Genomic DNA, 21269 nt, shown 5'->3' on the forward strand with positions numbered 1-21269 from the left:
TCCAGCAGTACGGCCAGCGGCGGCTGGCTGAAGTAGTCGAACAGGGTGGCGGTTTCGGCAAAAAATAGCGGCAGGTAATACTCGATGCCGGCTGGCCAGGCACCGGCCGAGACATCGCGGTAAATGCGGCTGCGGCTGGGGTCGCCTTCCATGCGCTCGCGCCAGTGCTGGCGGAACGCGGTGACGCCGGCGTCGTCGCTCGGATATTCGCGCGCTGGCAGCATATGCACCTCGGGCAGCGGATAGAGCGTGCGCTGCGTGTCCGGGTCGAAGGTCTTGATGGTTTCGATTTCGTCATCGAACAAATCGATGCGTAGCGGCAGGGCGCTGCCCATGGGGTAGAGGTCGATCAGCCCGCCGCGTATCGAAAACTCGCCCGGCGCCATGACCTGCGACATATGCTGGTAGCCGCCGGCCACCAGATCGGTGCGCAACTCTTCGCCGTCCAGCTTCTGCCCGGTCTTGAGGAAGAAGGTATGGGCGGCCAGAAAGGACGGCGGCGCCAGACGCGCCATGGCCGTGGCCACCGGTGCAATCACCACCTCACACGCCTTGTGGCGTATTTGCCATAGCGTGGCCAGCCGTTCGGACACCAGATCCGCATGCGGTGAAAAATGGTCGTAGGGTAGTGTTTCCCAGTCCGGCAGCAAGGCGACGCGGATGGCCGGCGCAAAAAAGGCAATCTCGGTTTTCAGGCGCTGGGCGGCTTGTGCCGATGCGCACAGTACCAGCAGACACTGACCGGGACGCGCTTGTGCCGCGATCCAGGCCGAATCGGCACTTTGCGGCAAGGCGGCGATGCGGGTTTTCTGGCCGGCAGCCGGCGCACTTGGCAGGGCTTTTAATGACATAAAGCTATACATTCAAGGGTAAGTGTTTATTATAAGCCTGATATGTCAAAGGGGCAGCTGCATATGGGCTTCTGGTGGGTAAGACGCATAAATAATAAGGGGGATGTGTGGGCGCACGTTTCAAGCTGAATGCCGGAATCGGCGCTGCGGTGCTGCTGGCCTTGAGCGGTCTGTGGCAAGGCGGGGCCGGGCTTGCCGCAGGTGCTGCGCAGTGGCTGGTGCATGGTGCGCTTATTTATCTGCTGCTTGTCCGGCAGCAGGATAGACCCGGGTGCGGTTTGGGATTCTGGTGGTGCCTGGGATGGCTGCCCTTGCTTTCGCTATGGCGTTTGCCGCTGGCCGATGCGCTACTGTGGTGTGCTTCCTTGATGCTTGCCATGGCGAGCCTGCAGCTTGTCTTGCGCTTGCGCCGTTATACCTTGGGTTCTGCTGACGAGTTGCTGCCGCTGGTATTGAGCCTGTTCTTACTTCCCGCCTTGTCGGCTGTTCTGCCTTTGCTGGCATTGGCATGGTGGCGTGACGGGTTTCATCAGGCATTGTTGCTCAATGGCCTGTTGCAATGGGGGCAGGCTGCACTGGTGTTCTCCATGCTTGCCAGCTTTGCCTACCAGCGTCTTCCCAGCGTGCGAGCCTTGCTGGATTTGACGCTGATTGTGGGGGTGCAGTTAGTACTCTGGAGCTTTTTCAGTACGGCACATGCCGTATTTTTTCCGCTGGAGTTGCTGTATTTCCCGCTGTTTTTGTGGGCAGGCAGCCGTTTTGGCATCGCCGGCCCTGCTGTTGTCGGCCTATTGGCTTGCATCTTGCCATCTGCAAGCGATGCAGGCTTTATTTCCTCTTTCGAGCCGCAACTCCGTGCGCTCTCGCTTTTGTTTGTGCAGATGTTGTGTTTCGCCTCGGCCCTGGCCTTGACGGTGGCTGTGGAGGGGCGGCGTCTGAAAGACAAAGCGCTCAAGGATTTCCGTTCCCGTGTCGGGACACTGATTGATCAAAGCCCGAATATTATTGCGTTCAAGGATATGCAGGGTCGTTACCTGATGGTTAACAAGGCTTGCGCACATCTGGTCGGCTCTAGCCCCGAACTGATGATAGGCAAAACGCCGGAAGAGCTGTTTCCGGCAGAGCAGGCGGATAAGCTTAACGCCTTGGGCGAGCGGGTGATGGCTAGTCTGATGCCGTGCGAAGCCGAGGCGACCATGCTTGTGGCCGGGCAGGAGTTGACCTTGCTGGTGAGCCAGTTCCCATTGTTTGATAGTCATGGCCATCCGGCCGGGATCGGCACCATAGGGTCGGATATCAGCTTGCGCTATCAGGAGGAGAAGCAGAAGCGCGAGAGCATGGAGAAGTACCGTGCCGTTGTTGAGCAGTCGCTGGTGGGTATTTTTATCCAGCAAGATGGCCTGCTGATCTATGTGAACCCGACGCTGGCCCAGATGGGGGGCTACAGCGCGGATGAATTGCAGAATGTGCCTCTGGACTCGATGCTGGTTGAGGATGAAATTGAGCGCATTAACCAGCAGATTCTTCACCGGCAGCAGGCCAATCTGGAAATTTTGTGTTTTCCAACCCGCTTGAAGCATAAAAATGGCTCAGCCATTGATATAGAAGTCCATAGCCGGCTGATCGAGTACGGTGGACGCATGGCCTTTATAGGCGTGGCGATCAATGTGACCGATCGTGTGGCGGCACAGGGCGAGTTGCGCCTGGCTGCCAAGGTGTTCGAAAACTCGGCGGAAGGCATCCTGATTGCGGATGCCGCAGGTGTGATAGTTACCGTCAACGAGGCTTTCAGCCGCATCACCGGCTACAGTCGGCAGGAGGCGGTAGGGCGCTGCTCGCGCATGCTGCGTGATCTGGATGTAAATGGCGGCTTGCGTGAGGATCTGGCGCGCAGCGGACACTGGCAAGGCGAAATGTATGATCGCCGCAAGAGCGGCGAATGGTATCCGGCCGAACTGACCATTTCGGCTGTGCGGGATGGCGATGGCGGGATGCTTAATTATGTAGGGGTCTTTGCTGATATCACCGAGCGCAAGCAGGCTGAAGAACGCCTGCACTTTCTGGCCAATCACGATCCGCTGACCACCTTGCCCAATCGTTCGCACCTGATCGGCCATCTGGATACGGCGCTGGGTGGGGGGGGCGATGATGGCTTTCGTCTGGCGCTGATGTATATCGATATTGACCGTTTCAAGCTGATTAATGATTCATTTGGTCATCGCACCGGCGACGATATCTTGTGTGAGATTTCCCGCCGTCTGACCTATGTGTCCGGACGTTATGGCATGGTCGCGCGTTTGGGGGGCGATGAATTTACCCTGATCGTCGAGGAATACGAGGGCTTGGAGCAGTTGGGCCGGATTGCAGAAGAAGTGCAGGCCGAGCTGGCTAAACCTTTGCAGGCCGAGGGGCAGGTCTTATTTGTGACCGGCAGTATCGGTATCAGCCTGTATCCGCATGATGGCGAGGATGCGCATACCTTGCTGAAAAATGCCGATGCCGCCATGCATCGCGCCAAAGAGCGGGGCAAGAATACCTGGCAGTTCTTCGATGCCGATATGAATACGCAGTCGGTTGAACGCTTGCTGCTGGAAAACGCCTTGCGTCAGGCGTTGGAAAGGAACGAATTCGAGTTGCACTACCAGCCGCAGGTGGATAGCAATACCCTGCAACTGGTTGGCGTTGAAACCCTGATCCGCTGGCGTCATCCGCAGCTGGGGCTGGTGTCGCCGGCCCGTTTCATTCCGCTGGCCGAGGAAACCGGCCTGATCAAGCCGATCGGTGCCTGGGTGTTGCAAGAGGCGTGCCGCCAGCTGGCGCGCTGGGATGAGGCCGGGCAGATCGTGCCGCGGGTGGCCGTCAATTTGTCGCCACGCCAGCTGGAGCAGGGTAATTTGCTGGCGGTGGTGGATGCCGCGCTGGAGGGGGCTGCTATCGATGCTGAGCGTCTGGAGCTGGAAATCACCGAGAGCATGCTGATGCAAAGGCCGGAAGAAGCGGTTCGCATCCTGAATCAGCTTAAAATGCTGGGCGTAAAACTGTCGATTGATGATTTCGGCACCGGCTATTCTTCCTTGTCCATGCTTAAGCGTTTCCCGCTGGACTACCTGAAAATAGACCGCTCTTTTGTCGAGGGCTTGCCGGGAGATGATGACAGTGGCGCCATTGCCCAAGCGATTATCGCCATGGCGCGCAAGCTGCGTTATACCGTGATCGCCGAAGGCGTAGAAACCGCCGAGCAAGGAGATTTTCTGTGCCGTAACGGCTGCAATATCCTGCAAGGCTATTATTACAGTCGCCCGCTGCCGGTTGCCGAGCTGGATGCGTTTTTTTCACGCCATGCCGTGGCGGTCAGGGCGCGAGCCGGAGTAGAATGCGCCGTTTTGTAGGGAGTGACATCAGGTGAGCAACCGCAAACTTATCCATGGCTTTCACGCGGTGAATGCCCGCCTGTGGCAGAACCCGAAAAGCCTGATTGAAATTTATGTGGCCGGCGGCCGTCAGGATGCGCGCACCAAAGAAGTTCTGGACAAGGCCGGTGCCGAAAACGTCAAGCTGCACATCGTCGACAAGGCGCGCATGGACAGCATGACCGGCAATGCCCGCCATCAGGGCGTGGCCGCCGTGATCGATGCCAGCCGCAATTATGTGGATCTGGACGATGTGTTGGACCATATCAGCGAGCCGCCGCTATTGCTGATCCTCGACGGCGTGACCGACCCGCATAATCTGGGCGCCTGCCTGCGCGTTGCCGACGCCATGGGCGTACATGCGGTGATCGCCCCGAAGGATCGTTCGGCCGGCATTAACGCTACCGTCAGTAAAGTCGCCTGTGGCGCGGCCGAAGTGGTGCCTTATATTACCGTGACCAATCTGGCGCGAACCATCCGCGACCTGAAGGACATGGGCGTATGGATAGCCGGCACCACCATGGAAACCGAAACCGACCTTTACCACTTTGATGCTTCAGGTCCCCTGGCCTGGGTGATGGGTAACGAAGGCGAGGGCATGCGCCGCCTGACGCGGGATCTGTGCGATGTGCTGGTGTCCATCCCGATGTTTGGTACGGTTGAGAGCCTGAACGTATCGGTCTCTTCCGGTATGGTGTTGTCCGAAAGCCGTCGCCAGCGCGTGCTGGCCGGAAAATAAAGGAGTCGCAAGATGCAAAAACTGGTTTTGCAGGTTGCCGGCATGAGCTGTGGCGGTTGCGTCGCCGGGGTGACCCGTGCGGTCGAAGCGCTCGATGGTGTGCATGGCGTGACAGTCGATTTGTCCAGCGGCCGGGTCGAAGTCGAGTACGACGGCTCGCTGCCTTCGCGTGAAGAAGTCATCGACGCCATTGCCGACGCCGGTTTTGAAGTTGTAGCCTGATCCGCAAACGGCGGTTGTGCATTTGCCATGTGCGGCAAAAATGCGTACAATCCGCCGGCTTTAACCCTTGCCTTTTGCTATCGCATGGCAAAAGGCTTCACAGCCACAAGGAGTTTACATGCGTCATTACGAAATCGTGTTCATCGTCCACCCGGACCAGAGCGAGCAGGTTCCGGCCATGATCGAACGCTACAAGGGCATGGTCCTGGGCGCCGAAGGCCTGATCCACCGTCTGGAAGACTGGGGTCGTCGTCAACTGGCTTACCCAATCCAGAAAGTTCACAAAGCTCACTACGTTCTGATGAACGTAGAGTGCAAGGTTGAAACCCTGGCTGAAATCGAGCACGCCTTCAAATTCAACGATGCCGTTCTGCGTCACCTGACTATCAAAATGGACAGCGCGATCACCGAAGCGTCCCCGATGATGAAGGATGAAAAGGCCAAGAGCCTGCTGGAAACCCAGCCGGCTGCTGAAGCCGAGGTTGCTGCCTGATTTCAGGTAACACCTTGCAGAACAGACTGGTACTGACTGCGACGGTTGAACGTGAAGATGTCCTGAGATACACCCCCGCCGGCGTGCCGGTGCTGGAAATGTGGCTCAGACACCAATCACGGCAGACCGAAGCGGGGGCCGAGCGTGATGTGATCTGTGAAATCCAGTCCGTCATGGTGGGCGAAGCGTGTCGGGCATTGGCCGGACGCGTGGCCGGGCAGGAATTGACCGTCAGCGGTTTTCTCTGTCAGCGCAGCTTGCGCAACCCCCGGTTAGTACTACATATCGAATCCGCAGAATTTGTAAAAGGTTAACAAAATGGCTCGTCAACTCTTCAAGCGCAAGAAGTTCTGCCGCTTTACGGCAGAAGGCATCAAGCATGTCGATTACAAAGCAACCGACCTGCTGAAGGATTTCATTGCCGAAAACGGCAAGATCATCCCAGCCCGTATCACCGGCACCAAGGCACGCTATCAGCGTCAGCTGACGACCGCTGTCAAGCGCGCTCGTTTCCTGGCTTTCCTGCCTTACACCGACCAGCACTAAACCGAGAAGAAAGGATAAACAATGCAAATCATTCTCCTCGAGAAAGTCGCTAACCTGGGTAACCTGGGTGATGTTGTAACCGTTAAAGACGGCTACGCACGTAACTTCCTGGTACCACAAGGCAAGGCCAAGCGTGCAAACGCCGCCAACCTGGCAGCTTTTGAAGCCCGCCGCGCCGAACTGGAAGCCAAGCAAGCCGAGATCCTGGCCGATGCCAAGGTTCGTGGCGAGAAGCTGGAAGGCGCCAACATCACCATCGCCCAGAAGGCCGGTGTTGATGGCCGTCTGTTCGGTTCCGTGACCAACGCCGACATCGCCGAAGCCATCACCGCTTCCGGCGTGGCTGTGATCCGTTCCGAAGTTCGTATGCCTAATGGCCAGCTGAAGGCTATCGGCGAATACGATCTGGAAATCGCACTGCATCACGACGTAGTCGTGAACGTTGTGATCACCGTGGTAGCTGAAGCCTGATTTTCAGGTCTCGCTGCACGAAAAAAGCCGGCTCAAACGAGCCGGCTTTTTTGCGTCTTGCTTCTACACAAACAGTACCAGCGCCGCCATGGCGCCGTGCGCGCCCATTACCAGGCTTTGCTCGATATCCGCCGTGCGCGACGAGCCCGAGATAAAGCAGCCAAAGCCGTTCTCCTCGATCTTGATGTGGCGGTAGGCGTCGCGCATGGTGTCGACCAGTTGCGTGCGTGGCACGACCAGCACCAGCTTTTGCGTCAGAAAATAGAGCGAACGGTAACGGTTGCCGGGCGTACTGACCCATACCGCCGCATTCTCGGCGACCGCGAGCTGGCCGGGTACGATCGCGACATCGACATCATGCCAGGCGTGCGGGCTATCGGCTTCTTCATGTCCGGCTTGCGTTAAATCGACCAGACGGCCGTGAGCGGGGAAGTGCGCCGCGACTGCCTGCCTGATGGTCTGGTTTTCTGCCAGTTGCAGCGCCTGCCCGCCTAAGTTGGCGATCAGGCCGGCAAATGCCGCGTAGCGGTCGTCGTACTGCACGAAAGGCAGCGCATGGATGTCGGGCAGGGTGGTGGCTGGCGGACGGGCGGCGCGTATCCGCGCAAGGATGGCATCGCGGCTCATGGTTTTTTCCTGTTCTGCTGCCACCACTGCTTAAAGCTTTGTGCCGGCATCATTGGCAACTCGCGCCCGGGGCGGCTGTAAGGGATGGCGCTATTGAGGCGTTCGGGCAGGATGGGGACGATTTTGCGCATGGCACCACCGGCCAGCTCGAAGAGCTTGGGGTGGCCAAGCAAGGTGCGCAGTGCCAGTACGCCGCCCTTTTTACCCCTGGCCATGGCGCCGGCGTTAAAGGCGCGGGCGCGCTGTGCGACCAGCTGGTCGGCCAGCGGAATCTTGACCGGGCACACATTGTTGCACGAGCCACAGGTGGTACAGGCAAAAGCCATACTGGCGTGCTTTTTGATGTCGCGGCTGGGGCCCAGCGTCGAGCCTATCGGCCCGGGGATGATGTAGCTGTAGCTAAAGCCCGAGCTTCTGCGATACACCGGGCAGGTGTTCATGCAGGCGCCACAGCGTATGCAGCGCAGCGATTCGTAAAAATCGGCGCGGCCGAGGATGTCGCTGCGCCCGTTGTCGACGATCACGATATGCATCTCGCCACCGGGGCGGGCCCGCTCGAAGTGCGAGGTATAGGTGGTGGTGGGCGAGCCGATGGCCGAGCGTGCCAATAGCCGGGTAAACACGGACAGGTGTTCGAGCCTCGGGATGACTTTTTCCAGCCCCATGCTGGCGATATGAAGCGGCGGCAAGGCAACGCCCAGATCGGCATTGCCTTCATTGGTGCACACCACCACCGCGCCGGTTTCGGCGATGGCGAAATTGACGCCGGTAAGCCCGGCATCGGCGCTGAGAAAGTGCTCGCGCAAATTGGCGCGTGCAGCGTGGGTGAGGTAGGTCGGGTCGTTATTGCCGGCCTCTGTGCCCAGTTCGCGCTGGAACAGCTCGCCTATTTGCTCTTTTGTCAGATGGATGGCCGGCATCACGATATGGCTGGGCGCCTCGTGCCTCAGTTGCACGATGCGTTCGCCCAGATCGGTGTCTATCACCTCGATGCCGCGCGTTTCCAGATAGGGGTTGAGGCCGCACTCCTCGGTCAGCATGGACTTGGATTTGACCAGTTTTTTCACCGAATGCGCGGCCAGAATGCCGTGTACGATGCGGTTGTGTTCGGCGGCATCTGCCGCCCAGTGTACCGTCACGCCATTGGCGCGGGCCTTGGCCTCGAATTCCTGCAGGTAAACATCCAGATGCGACAGCGTATGCGCCTTGATCTGGCGTGCCAGCTCGCGCAAGCCTTCCCATTCCGGCAGTTGTGCTGCCTGTGCATCGCGCTTGTGCCTGACCCACCAGATGGCCGAGTCGTGCCAGCTGGCGTGGGCACGGTCTTGTAAAAAGTCGCGTGCGGCGCGGGCGTGGTTGACGCTATCGTCTTTCATGCCGCGGCCTTTCCGTTCAGGATTTCGACAATGTGCAAGGTGCGCAGCGTGCCGTGCTGGTGGCGCAGGATGCCGCCCATATGCATCAGGCACGATGCTTCGGCGCCCACGATAAACTCGGCGCCGGTCGCGGCATGGCCGGCGATACGATCCTGACCCATGGCGACCGACACGTCCGCTTCGTCCACGCAGAATGTGCCGCCAAAGCCGCAGCACTCGTCACGCCTCTGCGGCTGGGTGAGGGTGATGCCATCGACCAGTGCCAGAATGCGTTCCAGCCGCGACTGGTAGGGCAGCATCAGTTCGGAAGCGGTGGCATGGTTACGTTGACGCAGTCCGTGGCAGCTCTGGTGGATAGAGACCTTGTGTGGAAAATACACCGGCTTGGGCAGCGCGCTGACTTTGAGTACGTCTTGCAGGAATTCGACGATTTCGTAGATGCGCGGTTGCAAGGCGGCATAGCCGGGTGTATGTGGCGGGTAATGGCAGGCTGTGTGGCTGACGCAACTGCTGGATGGGGATACGACATAATCGTAGCCGGCAAACAGCTGGCTGAAGCGTTGCGCCGCCGCCGTTGCGCCCTTCAGGTCGCCATTATTGAAGAGCGGCTGGCCGCAGCAGGTTTGTGCCATCGGATAGTCGACATCCAGACCGTAGGCTTCCAGCAGTTCCAGCGTGGCAATGGCTATATGCGGTGTCAGCGCGTTGACGTGACAGGGGATAAACAGACCGATTTTCATGGGTTCGCACGGCATGTGGGCATGGGCGAATTAAAGCGTAGCATCCAGATGTTTGCTATCGGGTTTGACCCTATGCCGGACGGGCTTGGCGGAAGATCACAGGAGTCGAACCTGCCCGGGACCGCTGGCGGCCCCCTCCGGTTTTGAAGACCGGCCATTCCACCGGGAATGTTGATCTTCCGCAAGGGGGCAATTATAAGCGAGCCTGGCGCGTGCGTCGAATGGGCTTAGCCAAATTGCGTGCCATCGCGCAGCAAATGGCAATCGCCCTGACGCCGGGTCAGGCCGCTTTTGTCGAAAAACTCCAGAATCTGGATCGCCAGCTTGCGCCCGGCGCCGATACGGTTGCGAAACGAGGCGGCATCGGCAAAGCCGTGTTCGGCGACCAGCTGGCGCACGATATGAGCCATCTCGTGGATGCGTGCGCTCGGGTAATAGCGGTCGGGCACGATGGCGATCACATGGCCCAGACGTGCGGCTTTTTTCAGCAAGGGACGGACGCTGTCTTCGTCGCTGCCTGCGTCTTGTGCCAGATCGCGCACCCAGCGCGCATCGTCGCCGGCCAGATGCATGGCAATGCGCTGCCATAGCGCATCTTCTGCCGGCGTGAAGGCCAGGCTGTGCTGCGGCAGGTGCAGCCAGCCGCGGGTTTCACACAGAAGCCCTGCTTGCAGCAGCTGATCGATGGCATGCATGACCGCTGTGCTATCTTCGCTGGGCAACGCCAGGCGCTTAAGGCGCGAGCGCGCCGCGCCCATCTGGTCAGGCTGGGCCAGATGCAGCTCTGTCAGCCGTTGCAACAGCGTGTGCTTGAGGCCTTGCCAGTAGTCAGGCGAATAGGCGAGTGCGCCTATATTCACCAGTTGCAGTTGCCCGGCAAGGGCTCTGGCGTCATCGCTACGCTGACGCGCCCAGGCAAAGGCATCCAGATCGACGCGTCCGGCAGCAGCCAGCACTTGCAGGCAGCGGCAGTCGTCCTGGCCAGTCTGTGAGAGTGCCGACAACTGTGCCAGTCGTGCGGCACTGCGCTTGGCGCGGGTGGGTGGGGACAGCTCCAGTACGCGTGCGCCGGCCAGCGTATGGCGGGCGCTGGCATCGCGCACAATCAGCCTGTCGTTGTCGGTCAGATATAGCGGCGCATCCAGCGCCAGTTCGGCGCAGGGTGTGAGGCTATCGTCACCCAACAGGGCCAGGTGGCCGGTGGTGTGGCGTGCGCCGTGGTGGATATGTACCGCCTGCCAGTGTTTAAGCGGTGCGCTGTCCGGCAGCAACTCAAGCTGTACGCTGATGCGTGTGCTGCTGCGGCCTTCTTGGCTTAATAACCAGTCGCCGCGCCGGATGTCGTCTTTGCTGATGTCGCCGGCCAGATTCAGTGCGATGCGCTCGCCGGCTAGGGCGCTGTCGCAGGCTTGTCCTTGTGCATGCAGGGCGCGCACGCGCACGCGGCGCTTATCCAAACTCAGGTAAAGGCTGTCGCCTACGCTAACGCTGCCGGACAAGGCTGTGCCGCTAACGACCAGACCGCTGCCCTTGATGGTAAAGGCACGGTCTATCGCCAGACGAAAGCGCTTGTGCGGCGCATGGGCCGCGGGCTGTAAGCTGGCCAGATGGCCGCGCAAGGCGTCGATTCCAGCGCCGCTATGGCTGGAGACCGGCAGTACGGCGGCAAGGGGGAGCTGGTGGGCAGCGCATAGCACCTCGATCTCGGCTTGCAGTGCACTGAGACGCATAGGCGTAGCCAGATCGCTTTTGCTTAAGGCCACGCTGAGCGATGGCACGCCGGCCAGGCGCAAGATGGCGAGGTGTTCGCGCGTTTGCGCCATCACGCCGTCGTCGCAGGCGACGACCAGCAGCGCATGATCCAGGCCGCCAACGCCGGCGAGCATATTGGACAGGAAGCGCTCGTGGCCGGGCACATCGACAAAACCGATGCGTGTGCCATTGGCGTGCTCAAGAAAGGCATAACCCAGATCCAGCGTCATACCGCGGCGTTTTTCTTCGGGCAGGCGGTCGGCATTGGTGCCGGTTAACGCATGCAATAGCGAAGTCTTGCCATGGTCAACGTGACCGGCGGTAGCGATGATCATGGGCGGCTTTCCTTGCTGCAAAGCCGCCCATGGTAGAGGGTGAACGCTGTTTCGGCTAGACCGGATCGACGTGGGTCATTACATTCAGCACCGGATGTTCGGCCATCACGCTGGCGCGCGCCTGTAGCGCGATATTGTGGCCTTCGCGCACATTAAGCTGGCCGTCGACTTCCAGATGCACATCGACCATGATCATGTCGCCCATTTTGCGCGTTCTCAGGTCATGCAGGCCGGTAATGCCGGGGGTTGCGAGCAAGGTTGCGCGTATTTTCTCCACTTCTTCCTCATCGGCGGCCTTATCCATCAGGTCGGACAGCGCCTCCCAGGCAAACTGGCCGCCAGTCTTGCAGATCATCAGACCGACAATCAGCGCGGCGGCAGGGTCCAGCAGCGGGTAGCCCATCAGGTTGCCGACGATGCCAAGCGCCACCACCAGCGACGAGGCGGCATCCGAGCGCGCATGCCAGGCATTGGCCACCAGCATGGTCGAGCGCACACGCTTGGCAATGTTCAGCATGTAGCGGAACAGACCTTCCTTGCAGAACAGGGTAAACACAGCCACCCACAGCGCGATGGCATGCACCTGTGGAATGGACGCCGGATTGTTGAATTTGGACGCGGCCGAAATGAGCATGCCGATGCCGACCACCAGCAACAGCAGGCCCAGCACCAGGGATGCCGCATTTTCATAGCGTTGATGGCCGTAATGGTGGTCATCATCCGGCCCCTTGCGCCCGTGGTGGCTGGCAAACAGCACGACAAAATCGGCCAAGAGGTCGGACAGCGAATGGATGCCGTCCGCCACCAGCGCCTGCGAACGGGCAAAAATGCCGACCGTGACTTGCAGTACGGTCAGGATCAGGTTGATGACGACGCTGACCAGCGTGCTTTTTTTGGCGGCAGCGTAGCGTGCCAGTTCATCGATTTGATCGTGATCCGGCAGACGTTTTTCCAGGTGCATAAGTATGCTTTTGTTTAATTCAAATGACTTTTATGATGCCATTGAATGATTAATTTTGGCTTAAGCTTGGCAAGGACGACAGACACCACGGTGTGAACTAATGCACACACTTTGGTATCAAGTAGTATCTTCGTGCGACAATCCGTCAAACCTTTAGCCGTCTTTGATGAGTGGACGGAACAAGAATTTGATTTTAATCCTCTGTCGCCAAGGGGCAGAGTGATTTTTGCGTAAATAGGGACACAAGTATGAAAAAAATAGCACTGGCTTCGGCCGCATTGCTGCTGACCGGCGCTGCTTCGGCCGCCATTAACCCGATTCCGACCACCAACGGCTTTTCTGGTGCGCTCAGCATCGGTGTGGCAAGCGGCGAAGTTTCCTCCAATATGTACAAGGGTGACGACAACGGCCGTATCGATAACCGTGGCACGCCGGACAGTCACGGCGAAACCGATCCGCTGCTGATGCTGGACCTGCGTTACACCCTGGCCGACAGCCGCACCCAGTTTGTACTGGGTAACCAGGTGCACGATGCACTGCGTCTGGATTACACCCAGCAGCTGGGCGTGCGCCAGGAAATCGGCAACAACGGTATCGTGTCTGCCGGCCTGGTATTCAGCGGCTTCGGCAGCAAGGATGTATGGGCCAACCCGTATGCACTGAACAGCGAGCGCGAAGAGACCAAGCGCAAGTCGACTGGCATGCGTCTGGGTTGGGAAGGTATCTTGGGCAGCAACTTCAGCGCCGACATTACCCGCCGCAAGGTCGAGCTGGATGACGAGAACAGCATTAATGGAACCGATCTGAGCCGCGCAGAGGCAGCCCTGCTGGACCGTAACGGCAACACCACCCGCTTCAACCTGTCCTACGATTGGGAATTCGCGCCGGGCCACTTCCTGGCTCCGGGTATCGTGCTGGGCAAGCATGACCTAGACGGTCGCGCCATGAGCAACGACTCCACCGGCTTCAAGCTGGACTACGGCTACAACGTTGGTCTCTACACCATGACCGCTAACCTGTATCTGGGCGAGCAGAAGTACGATGCAGTCAACCCGCTGTTCGGCAAGAAGGCAGACAGCAGCGATTTCGTGATCGGTGCCAACCTGCTGCGTCACCAGCTGTTTGGTTACAAGAACGTAAGCGGCTTCGTCAATGCCGCCTACGGCAAGTCCGATTCCGACATCAACTTCTACGATGCCGAAGTCAAGCGCATCGGCGCAGGCGTGATGTACAAGTTCTGATCGCGATTGCGTTCAGCCGCAAACCGGAGCCATGGGCTCCGGTTTTTTTATGGTTATTTCCCACACAAGTTGCTGCTTGCTGCAGCCGCCTCAGCTTGCCTGCAGCAATGGTGCCTGGCCGAAATAGCCAAGCTGGGCCAGCACGGCGGCAAAGCCGGCGGCCAGTGACGGCGTACGCAGGATGGGCGCGGCCGGTAAGCCCAGCAGGCTGATGCGCCGCCCCAGATGTTGCGAGCGTTTGAGCGCAGCGTCCGGGCGGATCTCGCTGTTGGAGAGCGGGTGGCCATCTTCGGTGAGCCAGGCCAGCGTATCCGGCGCCGCTGCCAGCGGGGAGGCGCAACCTTCGGCATAGGCGATCAGGTTCTCGTTGACGGCCAGTACATGCACAAGGGTGCCGTCGTCCGTGGTCAGGGTAACCTGCAAGCGGTCAAAGCCACCGCTCTCGTTAACGGTGACTGCGCTGACCTCGCCCTGGGCCAGTATGACCACTTGGCCATCCAGTGCCTTGCTGACCGCCGCCACTGCGTCGCCGCCTTCGAGCTGGACGCGCTTGAGCGCCGCACCGATGCGCAAGGCGCGACTGGTACTGCCCATCACCGAGGCCTCCGACAGTTGTGCCGGCGTCAGTGCCCAGGTCGAGAAAGCACCCACGCTGCCGAACAGGCTGTAGCCGCTGTCATCGGTTGCCGTCAGGTTGGCACGGACCAGGCTGTCGGTCTGGCTGGCGCTGGGAGCTGACAGGGTAATGCTGATGCCGTCTGAACCATCGGCCGGCTGGTTGGCCAGTAGCAAAGGGGAGGGCGGCGTGGCCAGGTTGAACGCGGCGAGGTTAAGGGTCGGCAGGGCGCGGCCGGCGCTGTCGGCATCCACCAGTGGCAGGCCGGTTTGTGCCGCCACCACGGCCGGGATCAGGCTGTTCATGGTGCCGACTTCTGCCGGCAGTACTGCACCCGGAGTCTGCGCCAGCAAGCTGGCGTAACGCTGGAATGCTCGCAGCGGGGCGCGGGTGAAGTCGCCGGACTGGGTCGCGGCATTCGGCGCGCCTATGCCGGCAACGGCGGCGGCTACGATGCCAGTTGGCAAGTCGTCGACGCCGATCAGGGTGACGGGCTGGCTTTGCGCGCGTAAATAGTCGAGTAGCGGGGCCGCGCCGGCCAGTGGGCCGCCACCGCCGCCGCCAAGCAGGCAGGCGCCGATGGCGAGGTGTTCGAACTCGGCGGGGCCCAGGGTTTTGAGTGTCATTGTTGTGTCCTCCAGTTTTTTTATCGAAATTACATTCAATTTGCATTGAATGATGGCAAAATAAATCTTTTAAGCATGCTTGGGACATCGTGTCGCCTTCTGTCTCGTCTACCCCCGCTACGTCTGCCGGCTGGATTCGGGTTCTGCGCCGTCGCTTTCCCGCGTTTGAGAGCCTGTGGCAAGAGTTTCCGGACAATGTCTTCCTGATCGCTTGCGATAGGGACGGCGACTTCGTGCTCGCGGACTGCAACCCGGCGCAGCAGGCCTTTATTGGCCTGCCGGCCTCGGCAACGCAGGGGCGCGCGGTGCATGAGTTGGTGGCTGGCCCTTACCGTGAGACGGTGCTCGAGCGCTACCGGCAATGCGTGGCGACCGGCAGGCCGTTGACCTACGAGGAAAGCGGGACGGTCGAGGGCAGCGACGCGGTGCACTACTGGATGACATTGCTGGTGCCTGCCCACGGCCCCGACGGGCGGGTAGAGTTCATTCTGGGGATCAGCCGCGATGTGACCGCCTTGCATCAGGCAGAGGAAGTGTTGCGTCACGCCAACGAAGAGCTGGAGCACAGGGTGGCGATGCGTACCGCCGAACTGGAAGAGGCCAACGCCCGCCTGCGCCAGATAGCGATGTACGACGCGTTAACCGGCGTTTTCGCGCGTGCGCATTTCTTCGAGCAGGGCCGGGACGCATTCCGGCAGGCGCTCGAGCGTGATGAGCCGTTATCGGTGCTGATGCTGGATATCGACCACTTCAAGCGTATCAACGACCGTTGGGGGCATGCCGCAGGGGATGGGGTGTTGCGCCTAGTAGGGGCGCGGTTGCAGGCAGTGTTTGGTCGCACCAATCTTGTCGGGCGTTGTGGCGGCGAGGAGTTCGCCGTTGTCCTGCCCCAGCAGCAGCTTGCCAAGGCATGCTGGTTTGCCCAGCAGGTGTGCGAGGAGATCCGTTCGTACGCGTTTATTTGGCAGGATGAGCGCATTCCCTGCTCGATCAGCGTGGGCGTCGCCGAGCGCTCGCCAGATGACTATAGTCTGGAGGCCCTGCTGCACCGCGCCGACCTCGCGCTATTGCAGGCCAAGGCGGGCGGGCGCGATGGTTACCGGCAATCCGCTAGCGAACATGAGCAGGTTGGCGCAAATGGCGCAGCGAGGGACGTGAGTACGGCCTGAGTTCTCATGGGCATCGTTTTGAGTCGATACCCTTTCCACCGGCCCGGCAGGCGACGCTTGCCGGGCCGCTGTTTGTTGCGCCCATCGGCGCTTTAAGAGGAGAAGTTGGCGCTAAAGGCGGCTTCGTCTTCCAGGCAACGCAGGTCCAGCCATAGCCGCCCGTCGCCGATGCGGCCTATCACCGGGTGCGGCAGTGTGCGCCAGGTATTGCTAAGCGCCAGCAGCGTGCCGCCCTTGCCGTCGCGCGGGGTAAGCGTCAGCGCGACGCTTGGCAGCCGGTCTACCGGTAGCGAACCGCTGCCGATTTGCGATGCACAGTCTTCTATCTTCACTTCAAAACCCGCACCCGCTGCTGCCTGCACCACAGGCTGCAGGCGCTGGGCGGCTTCGCGGATGGCGTGTGGCGTGCGGGTGAGCAGGCGCAGCGTCGGCAGTTTGTCCCGCAGCAGATCGGGTTGCAGATACAGGCGCAGAGTCGCTTCCAGCGCGGCCAGTGTCAGCTTGTCGCAGCGCAGTGCGCGCTTGAGCGGGTGTGCCTGGATACGGTCGATCAGTGCCTTGCTGCCGGCGATAATGCCGGCCTGAGGTCCGCCCAACAGTTTGTCGCCGGAGAAGGTGACGATATCGACGCCAGCAGCCAGCATCGCCTGCGGCATCGGCTCGGCCGGCAGGCCGTATGCGGCAAGATCGATCAGTGCGCCGGCGCCCAGGTCGGTAACCACGGGCAGGCCATGTTCGCGCGCCAGCGGCACCAGTTCGGCTTCACTGACACTCTTGGTAAACCCTTCGATCGCGTAATTGCTGGTGTGCACCTTCATCAATAGCGCGGTCTGGGCGCCGATGGCCGCGGCGTAGTCCTTCAAATGGGTGCGGTTGGTGGCACCGACTTCGGCCAGGATGCAGCCGGCCTGACGCATCACGTCCGGCATGCGAAATGCACCACCGATCTCGACCAGCTCGCCGCGCGATACGATCACCTCGCGCCCGGCGCCCAGCGCCGACAGGGTGATCAGCACTGCCGCCGCATTATTGTTGACCACGCACGCCGCCTCGGCGCCGGTCAGCTCGCGGATCAGTTCGCTCACCGCCGTGTCGCGGTGGCCGCGGCCGGCGCCGTCCAGATCGTATTCCAGCGTGACCGCACCGCGCATGGCGGCGCTCACTGCTGCCACCGCCGCTTCGGCCTGGATTGCGCGCCCCAAGTTGGTGTGCAGCACGGTGCCGGTCAGGTTGAATACCGGGCGCAGCGCCACTTGTTGCCGGGCTTCCAGCTTGCTTGCGATATGGGCGGCGAGCCTGGCTTGCGAGCTGGCCCAGTCGGGCAAGGCGGCATGTGCCGCGATATGGGTGCGGGCGGCATCCAGTTGGGCGCGTGCGCACTGGGCTAGTGCATGGCGGCCGTGCCGCTTGGCCAGTGGCGCACATTCAGCGCTGGAAAGCAGGCGGTCCATGCCGGGTAAGGCCGCGTAGAAAGTACGAGTATCCATGGGTCAGCTCAGATCGATGAGCCAGAAAACCGGCATCAACAGGAAAAGAATGATCAAAAAGGCGAGTGCGGCATGAAAGAACAGCCAGAGTAGCGGTGCCAGCGTCAGTGTCCATAGCTTTTCGCGCAAGGGGCGAAGTGCAAGGCGGCGCGCGGCGCGTACGCGTAATGGGCGGTTTTGCATCAACCGCCAGCCTGAACGCATAAAGCTGCCCAGATTGAAGCGGGGCTTGGGGTGTGGCATGTCCGTATGCATGAAGTCGGGCAGGGAAGTCTTGACGGTAAAGGGTCGAGGATGCAGTGCCGGCGCCTTGCTGTCCAGTCTTGCGCATGGCTAGACGGGGGCTCGCGTATAATCGGCGCATGGATACCTTGCACCCGTTTTCCCGGCTGACGCCGGACTTCATCCTCGACGCGGTCGAGAGCACAGGCCTGCGTGCCAGCGGCAGCCTGATGGCGCTTAATAGCTACGAGAACCGCGTCTATCAGATCGGTATCGAGGACGCGCCGCCCTTGATCGCCAAATTCTACCGCCCCGGGCGCTGGAGCCGGGCGCAGACGCTGGAAGAACATGCGTTTTCGCTGGAGCTGGCCGAACGCGAGCTGCCTGTGGTGCCGCCGCTGCTGTTTGATGGCCAGAGCCTGCTGTCGTGGCAGGGCTTTGATTTTGCCCTGTTCGAGCGCCGTGGCGGGCGCACGCCCGAGCTGGGTGACCCCGAGGTGCTGGAGTGGATGGGGCGTTTTCTTGGTCGCATCCATGCGGTGGGTGCGATTGCGCCGTATGTGGAGCGCCCGGCGCTGGATGCAAACAGCTTCGGTCACGAGCCGGTGGATTTTCTGCTGCATAGCACCCTGCTGCCGGCTGAGCTGCTGACGCCGTGGCGCACGGTGGCCGAGCAGTGCCTGCAAGGCATCGAGGCGGCGTATGCGCGCGCCGGGCAGGTGGCGATGATACGCGTGCATGGTGACTGTCACGCCGGCAACCTGATGTGGACAGACGCCGGCCCGCATTTTGTTGATCTGGACGACAGCCGCATGGCACCGGCAGTGCAAGATTTGTGGATGCTACTATCTGGTGAGCGCGCCGAACAGAGCCGGCAGCTGGCCGATGTTCTGGCTGGCTACGAAGATTTTTGCGAATTCGACAGCCGCGAACTGCATCTGATCGAGGCGCTGCGCACCTTGCGCCTGCTGCACTACTCGGCATGGCTGGCGCGCCGCGTGGACGACCCTGCATTTCATACCGCGTTTTCCTGGTTCAATACCCAGCGCTACTGGGAAGAGCAGATTCTCACCTTGCGTGAGCAAGTGGCTCTGCTGTCCGAGCCGCCGCTGTGGCCGGTATAGATGGTCGCATTAGCGAAGCATGAGTGAGTCAAGTAAGGCAAAGCCGCAGCTTATTGCAAGACCCGCCCAGCCATGATGGCCGGGCGGGTCTTTTATCTTGTAGCTCAGGCATCAGGGCGCACCATGTTCGGGCTAAAAGGCATAGCGCAGGTTGAAGGTGGTGGCACTGACCTGGCCTTGATAACCGCCCACCTTGATTTTGGGTATATAGCCGACCTCCAGCGCAAGCCTGGGTGTGCCCACGGTGAACAGGGGCATGACCATCAGACCGTTGATGCCGGAGCCGTGCAGATAGCCACCCAGCAAGACTATGCCGGCCTCCCAGTCACCGCCAAGCGGCCATACCCGGCGCCAGCCACCTGCGGCAAAGGCGGCTGTTTTGGCGTATGAGTCCCGATATGCGCCGGCTCGGGCCAGCGTATGTCCGCCTGCCAGCATCTGCTCAAAGCCCCACTCCAGCCCACGCCCGGGATTGAAGTCATGCAGATCGCACTGGTAGCGTTGCCTGTCGCAGCTGCCATGGTGGGAAGCGCCGAAAATCAGCAGTGCCGGTTCGGCGGCAAGTGGCGCGGAAACCAGCCATAGTGGCAGGATGAAATTCAGGCTGGTGGGTTTCATCGGGTTTGCCCTGTGGATACGTGTGTTGCACGACATGCTTGTCAGCATAGATGATGCCTTGGCGAATTATCCGCTTGAAATTTAAAGGCTTATTCCCACCTGCTAGTCAATAAGATCCACCCAGGAGAGCATGATGCGATTTGACAAACTGACGACCAAGTTCCAGCAATCGCTGGCCGATGCGCAAAGTCTGGCGCTGGCGGGCGACAATGCGTATATCGAGCCGCAACATCTGTTGCTGGCCATGCTGGAGGATAGTGATGGCGGCATGTCCGGCTTGCTTTCACGCGCCGGCGTGAATGCAATGGGGCTGAAGACAGGCTTGCAGCAGGCGCTGGAGCGGCTGCCCAAGGTGCAAGGCAGCGATGGCGAGATTACGGTATCGCGCGACCTGAACAAGCTGCTCAACCTGACCGACAAGGCCGCGATGCAGCGTGGTGACGAATATATTGCCAGCGAGATGTTCTTGCTGGCGCTGCTGGAAGACAAGGGTGAAACCGGCAAGCTGCTCAAGCAATATGGTGCGACGCCGGCGGCGGTGAATGCGGCGATTTCGGCGCTGCGCGGTGGCGAGAATGTGGCAAGCCAGGAGGCGGAAGGGCAGCGCGAGGCGCTGAAGAAATACACGCTGGATCTGACCGAGCGTGCGCGCGCCGGCAAGCTGGACCCGGTTATCGGCCGTGATGACGAAATCCGCCGTGCGATTCAGGTCTTGCTGCGCCGGACCAAGAATAATCCGGTGCTGATCGGTGAACCGGGGGTGGGCAAGACCGCCATTGTGGAAGGTCTGGCGCAGCGTATCGTCAATGGCGAGGTGCCGGACAGCCTGCGCGGCAAGAAACTTTTGGTGCTGGATCTGGCCAGTCTGCTCGCCGGTGCCAAGTTCCGCGGCGAATTTGAAGAGCGGCTAAAAGCGGTGCTGACCGATCTGGCCAAAGATGAAGGCAACACCATTGTCTTTATCGACGAGATCCACACGCTGGTCGGCGCGGGCAAGGCCGAGGGCGCGATGGATGCCGGCAATATGCTCAAGCCCGCGCTGGCGCGTGGCGAGCTGCACTGCATGGGCGCGACTACGCTGGACGAATACCGCAAATACATAGAGAAAGATGCCGCACTGGAGCGCCGTTTCCAGAAGGTGCTGGTGGACGAGCCTAGCGTGGAAGACACCATCGCCATCTTGCGCGGCTTGAAAGAGAAATACGAAATCCACCACGGGGTCGATATTACCGATCCGGCCATTGTGGCGGCGGCGGAGTTGTCGCACCGCTATCTCACTGACCGCTTCTTGCCGGACAAGGCGATCGACCTGATTGACGAGGCGGCCAGCCGGATCAAGATGGAGCTGGACTCCAAACCGGAAGAAATGGACAAGATGGATAGACGCCTGATCCAGCTTAAGATCGAGCGCGAGGCGGTCAAGCGCGAGAGCGATGAGGCTTCGCAGCGCCGTCTGGCGCTGATTGAAGAGGAGATTGCGCGCCTGTCCAAGGATTATTCCGATCTGGAGGAGATCTGGAAGGCAGAGAAAGCCTCGCAGCAGGGCAGCCAGAGCATCAAGGAAGAAATCGACAAACTCAAAAACGAGATGGAAGAGCTGAAGCGCAAGGGCGACTGGCAGAAGCTGGCCGAGCTGCAATACG

Annotated in this window: 20 protein-coding genes, 1 tRNA gene and 1 pseudogene; 11 read left to right on the forward strand and 11 right to left on the reverse strand. The window is 60.5% G+C overall.

Annotated elements, in window-relative coordinates; genetic code table 11:
* A pseudogene (locus EGI20_RS09645) lies at positions 1-851 on the reverse strand (transcription-repair coupling factor); the annotation flags it as partial.
* A gap of 107 nt (positions 852-958) precedes the next feature.
* On the opposite strand from EGI20_RS09645, the gene EGI20_RS09650 reads away from it, so the two are divergent.
* The 7 genes from EGI20_RS09650 to rplI all read left to right on the forward strand — a co-directional run bounded on the left by EGI20_RS09650 (position 959) and on the right by rplI (position 6732).
* Positions 959-4240, forward strand: coding sequence for a bifunctional diguanylate cyclase/phosphodiesterase (locus EGI20_RS09650; RefSeq protein WP_498631299.1), 3282 nt, complete (start codon positions 959-961; stop codon positions 4238-4240).
* Positions 4241-4253: 13 nt separating this feature from the next.
* Complete coding sequence (gene rlmB, locus EGI20_RS09655; protein ID WP_160796763.1) at positions 4254-5000, forward strand: 23S rRNA (guanosine(2251)-2'-O)-methyltransferase RlmB; 747 nt, start codon at positions 4254-4256, stop codon at positions 4998-5000.
* A gap of 12 nt (positions 5001-5012) precedes the next feature.
* Positions 5013-5222, forward strand: coding sequence for a heavy-metal-associated domain-containing protein (locus EGI20_RS09660; RefSeq protein ID WP_124735657.1), 210 nt, complete (start codon positions 5013-5015; stop codon positions 5220-5222).
* 118 nt (positions 5223-5340) lie between these two features.
* Positions 5341-5715, forward strand: a complete 375-nt coding sequence (gene rpsF, locus EGI20_RS09665) for a 30S ribosomal protein S6 (protein ID WP_124735656.1) — start codon at positions 5341-5343, stop codon at positions 5713-5715.
* Between the two features lie 14 nt (positions 5716-5729).
* Complete coding sequence (gene priB / locus EGI20_RS09670) at positions 5730-6029, forward strand: primosomal replication protein N (RefSeq protein ID WP_124735655.1); 300 nt, start codon at positions 5730-5732, stop codon at positions 6027-6029.
* A 4-nt stretch (positions 6030-6033) separates the two neighbouring features.
* A complete protein-coding gene (rpsR, locus tag EGI20_RS09675) occupies positions 6034-6261 on the forward strand; it encodes a 30S ribosomal protein S18 (RefSeq protein WP_124735654.1) in 228 nt (75 codons plus the stop codon).
* 21 nt (positions 6262-6282) lie between these two features.
* Positions 6283-6732 (forward strand): 50S ribosomal protein L9, encoded by a 450-nt coding sequence (rplI, locus tag EGI20_RS09680; protein ID WP_124735653.1) that lies wholly within the window; start codon positions 6283-6285, stop codon positions 6730-6732.
* Positions 6733-6795: 63 nt separating this feature from the next.
* On the opposite strand, the gene EGI20_RS09685 is transcribed toward rplI, so the two are convergent.
* The 6 genes from EGI20_RS09685 to EGI20_RS09710 form a co-directional block, all read right to left on the reverse strand.
* Positions 6796-7359 carry a LutC/YkgG family protein gene (locus EGI20_RS09685; RefSeq protein ID WP_498631300.1) on the reverse strand — a complete coding sequence of 188 codons (564 nt, stop codon included), beginning with the start codon at positions 7357-7359 and terminating at the stop codon, positions 6796-6798.
* A complete protein-coding gene (locus EGI20_RS09690; RefSeq protein WP_498631301.1) occupies positions 7356-8735 on the reverse strand; it encodes a lactate utilization protein B in 1380 nt (459 codons plus the stop codon). The genes EGI20_RS09685 and EGI20_RS09690 overlap by 4 nt, the downstream gene beginning before the upstream one ends.
* Complete coding sequence (locus EGI20_RS09695; protein WP_498631302.1) at positions 8732-9475, reverse strand: (Fe-S)-binding protein; 744 nt, start codon at positions 9473-9475, stop codon at positions 8732-8734. The genes EGI20_RS09690 and EGI20_RS09695 overlap by 4 nt, the downstream gene beginning before the upstream one ends.
* A gap of 86 nt (positions 9476-9561) precedes the next feature.
* A tRNA-Sec gene (locus tag EGI20_RS09700) sits at positions 9562-9656 on the reverse strand.
* Between the two features lie 46 nt (positions 9657-9702).
* Complete coding sequence (gene selB, locus EGI20_RS09705) at positions 9703-11562, reverse strand: selenocysteine-specific translation elongation factor (protein ID WP_498631303.1); 1860 nt, start codon at positions 11560-11562, stop codon at positions 9703-9705.
* Positions 11563-11617: 55 nt separating this feature from the next.
* On the reverse strand, positions 11618-12523 hold the full coding sequence (locus EGI20_RS09710; protein WP_498631304.1) for a cation diffusion facilitator family transporter: 906 nt from the start codon (positions 12521-12523) through the stop codon (positions 11618-11620).
* 248 nt (positions 12524-12771) lie between these two features.
* Between EGI20_RS09710 and EGI20_RS09715 the strand changes: the two genes are divergently transcribed.
* Complete coding sequence (locus EGI20_RS09715; RefSeq protein ID WP_498631305.1) at positions 12772-13764, forward strand: DUF2860 family protein; 993 nt, start codon at positions 12772-12774, stop codon at positions 13762-13764.
* Between the two features lie 90 nt (positions 13765-13854).
* Here EGI20_RS09715 and EGI20_RS09720 read toward each other — a convergent pair whose 3' ends face one another.
* Positions 13855-15006, reverse strand: coding sequence for an S-methyl thiohydantoin desulfurase domain-containing protein (locus EGI20_RS09720; RefSeq protein WP_498631306.1), 1152 nt, complete (start codon positions 15004-15006; stop codon positions 13855-13857).
* Positions 15007-15095: 89 nt separating this feature from the next.
* Here EGI20_RS09720 and EGI20_RS09725 point away from each other — a divergent pair, with 89 nt between their 5' ends.
* On the forward strand, positions 15096-16175 hold the full coding sequence (locus EGI20_RS09725) for a sensor domain-containing diguanylate cyclase (RefSeq protein WP_498631307.1): 1080 nt from the start codon (positions 15096-15098) through the stop codon (positions 16173-16175).
* A gap of 92 nt (positions 16176-16267) precedes the next feature.
* On the opposite strand, the gene selA is transcribed toward EGI20_RS09725, so the two are convergent.
* Entirely contained in the window at positions 16268-17662 is a 1395-nt protein-coding gene (gene selA / locus EGI20_RS09730) for an L-seryl-tRNA(Sec) selenium transferase (RefSeq protein WP_498631308.1), read from the reverse strand.
* A 3-nt stretch (positions 17663-17665) separates the two neighbouring features.
* Positions 17666-17905 (reverse strand): hypothetical protein, encoded by a 240-nt coding sequence (locus tag EGI20_RS09735; RefSeq protein ID WP_498631309.1) that lies wholly within the window; start codon positions 17903-17905, stop codon positions 17666-17668.
* 119 nt (positions 17906-18024) lie between these two features.
* Between EGI20_RS09735 and EGI20_RS09740 the strand changes: the two genes are divergently transcribed.
* Positions 18025-19008 (forward strand): serine/threonine protein kinase, encoded by a 984-nt coding sequence (locus EGI20_RS09740; protein ID WP_498631310.1) that lies wholly within the window; start codon positions 18025-18027, stop codon positions 19006-19008.
* Between the two features lie 132 nt (positions 19009-19140).
* Here EGI20_RS09740 and EGI20_RS09745 read toward each other — a convergent pair whose 3' ends face one another.
* The gene (locus tag EGI20_RS09745) at positions 19141-19626 is read right to left on the reverse strand and encodes a hypothetical protein (protein ID WP_498631311.1); all 486 of its coding nucleotides are present in this window, start codon (positions 19624-19626) and stop codon (positions 19141-19143) included.
* A gap of 133 nt (positions 19627-19759) precedes the next feature.
* Here EGI20_RS09745 and EGI20_RS09750 point away from each other — a divergent pair.
* Positions 19760-21269 (forward strand): Clp protease N-terminal domain-containing protein (locus EGI20_RS09750; protein WP_498631312.1); only part of this gene is annotated, 1510 nt, incomplete at its 3' end.

The sequence above is a fragment of the Aquitalea sp. S1-19 genome, from assembly GCF_024343515.1.

Excerpts from the sequence above, each read along its gene's own strand:
- EGI20_RS09660 (WP_124735657.1), top strand. The coding sequence starts at position 5,013 with ATGCAAAAACTGGTTTTGCAGGTTGCCGGCATGAGCTGTGGCGGTTGC.
- rpsF (WP_124735656.1), top strand. The coding sequence starts at position 5,341 with ATGCGTCATTACGAAATCGTGTTCATCGTCCACCCGGACCAGAGCGAG.
- rpsR (WP_124735654.1), top strand. The coding sequence starts at position 6,034 with ATGGCTCGTCAACTCTTCAAGCGCAAGAAGTTCTGCCGCTTTACGGCA.
- rplI (WP_124735653.1), top strand. The coding sequence starts at position 6,283 with ATGCAAATCATTCTCCTCGAGAAAGTCGCTAACCTGGGTAACCTGGGT.
- EGI20_RS09685 (WP_498631300.1), bottom strand. The coding sequence starts at position 7,359 with ATGAGCCGCGATGCCATCCTTGCGCGGATACGCGCCGCCCGTCCGCCA.
- EGI20_RS09690 (WP_498631301.1), bottom strand. The coding sequence starts at position 8,735 with ATGAAAGACGATAGCGTCAACCACGCCCGCGCCGCACGCGACTTTTTA.
- EGI20_RS09695 (WP_498631302.1), bottom strand. The coding sequence starts at position 9,475 with ATGAAAATCGGTCTGTTTATCCCCTGTCACGTCAACGCGCTGACACCG.
- selB (WP_498631303.1), bottom strand. The coding sequence starts at position 11,562 with ATGATCATCGCTACCGCCGGTCACGTTGACCATGGCAAGACTTCGCTA.
- EGI20_RS09710 (WP_498631304.1), bottom strand. The coding sequence starts at position 12,523 with ATGCACCTGGAAAAACGTCTGCCGGATCACGATCAAATCGATGAACTG.
- EGI20_RS09715 (WP_498631305.1), top strand. The coding sequence starts at position 12,772 with ATGAAAAAAATAGCACTGGCTTCGGCCGCATTGCTGCTGACCGGCGCT.
- EGI20_RS09720 (WP_498631306.1), bottom strand. The coding sequence starts at position 15,006 with ATGACACTCAAAACCCTGGGCCCCGCCGAGTTCGAACACCTCGCCATC.
- selA (WP_498631308.1), bottom strand. The coding sequence starts at position 17,662 with ATGGATACTCGTACTTTCTACGCGGCCTTACCCGGCATGGACCGCCTG.
- EGI20_RS09735 (WP_498631309.1), bottom strand. The coding sequence starts at position 17,905 with ATGCCACACCCCAAGCCCCGCTTCAATCTGGGCAGCTTTATGCGTTCA.
- EGI20_RS09740 (WP_498631310.1), top strand. The coding sequence starts at position 18,025 with ATGGATACCTTGCACCCGTTTTCCCGGCTGACGCCGGACTTCATCCTC.
- EGI20_RS09745 (WP_498631311.1), bottom strand. The coding sequence starts at position 19,626 with ATGAAACCCACCAGCCTGAATTTCATCCTGCCACTATGGCTGGTTTCC.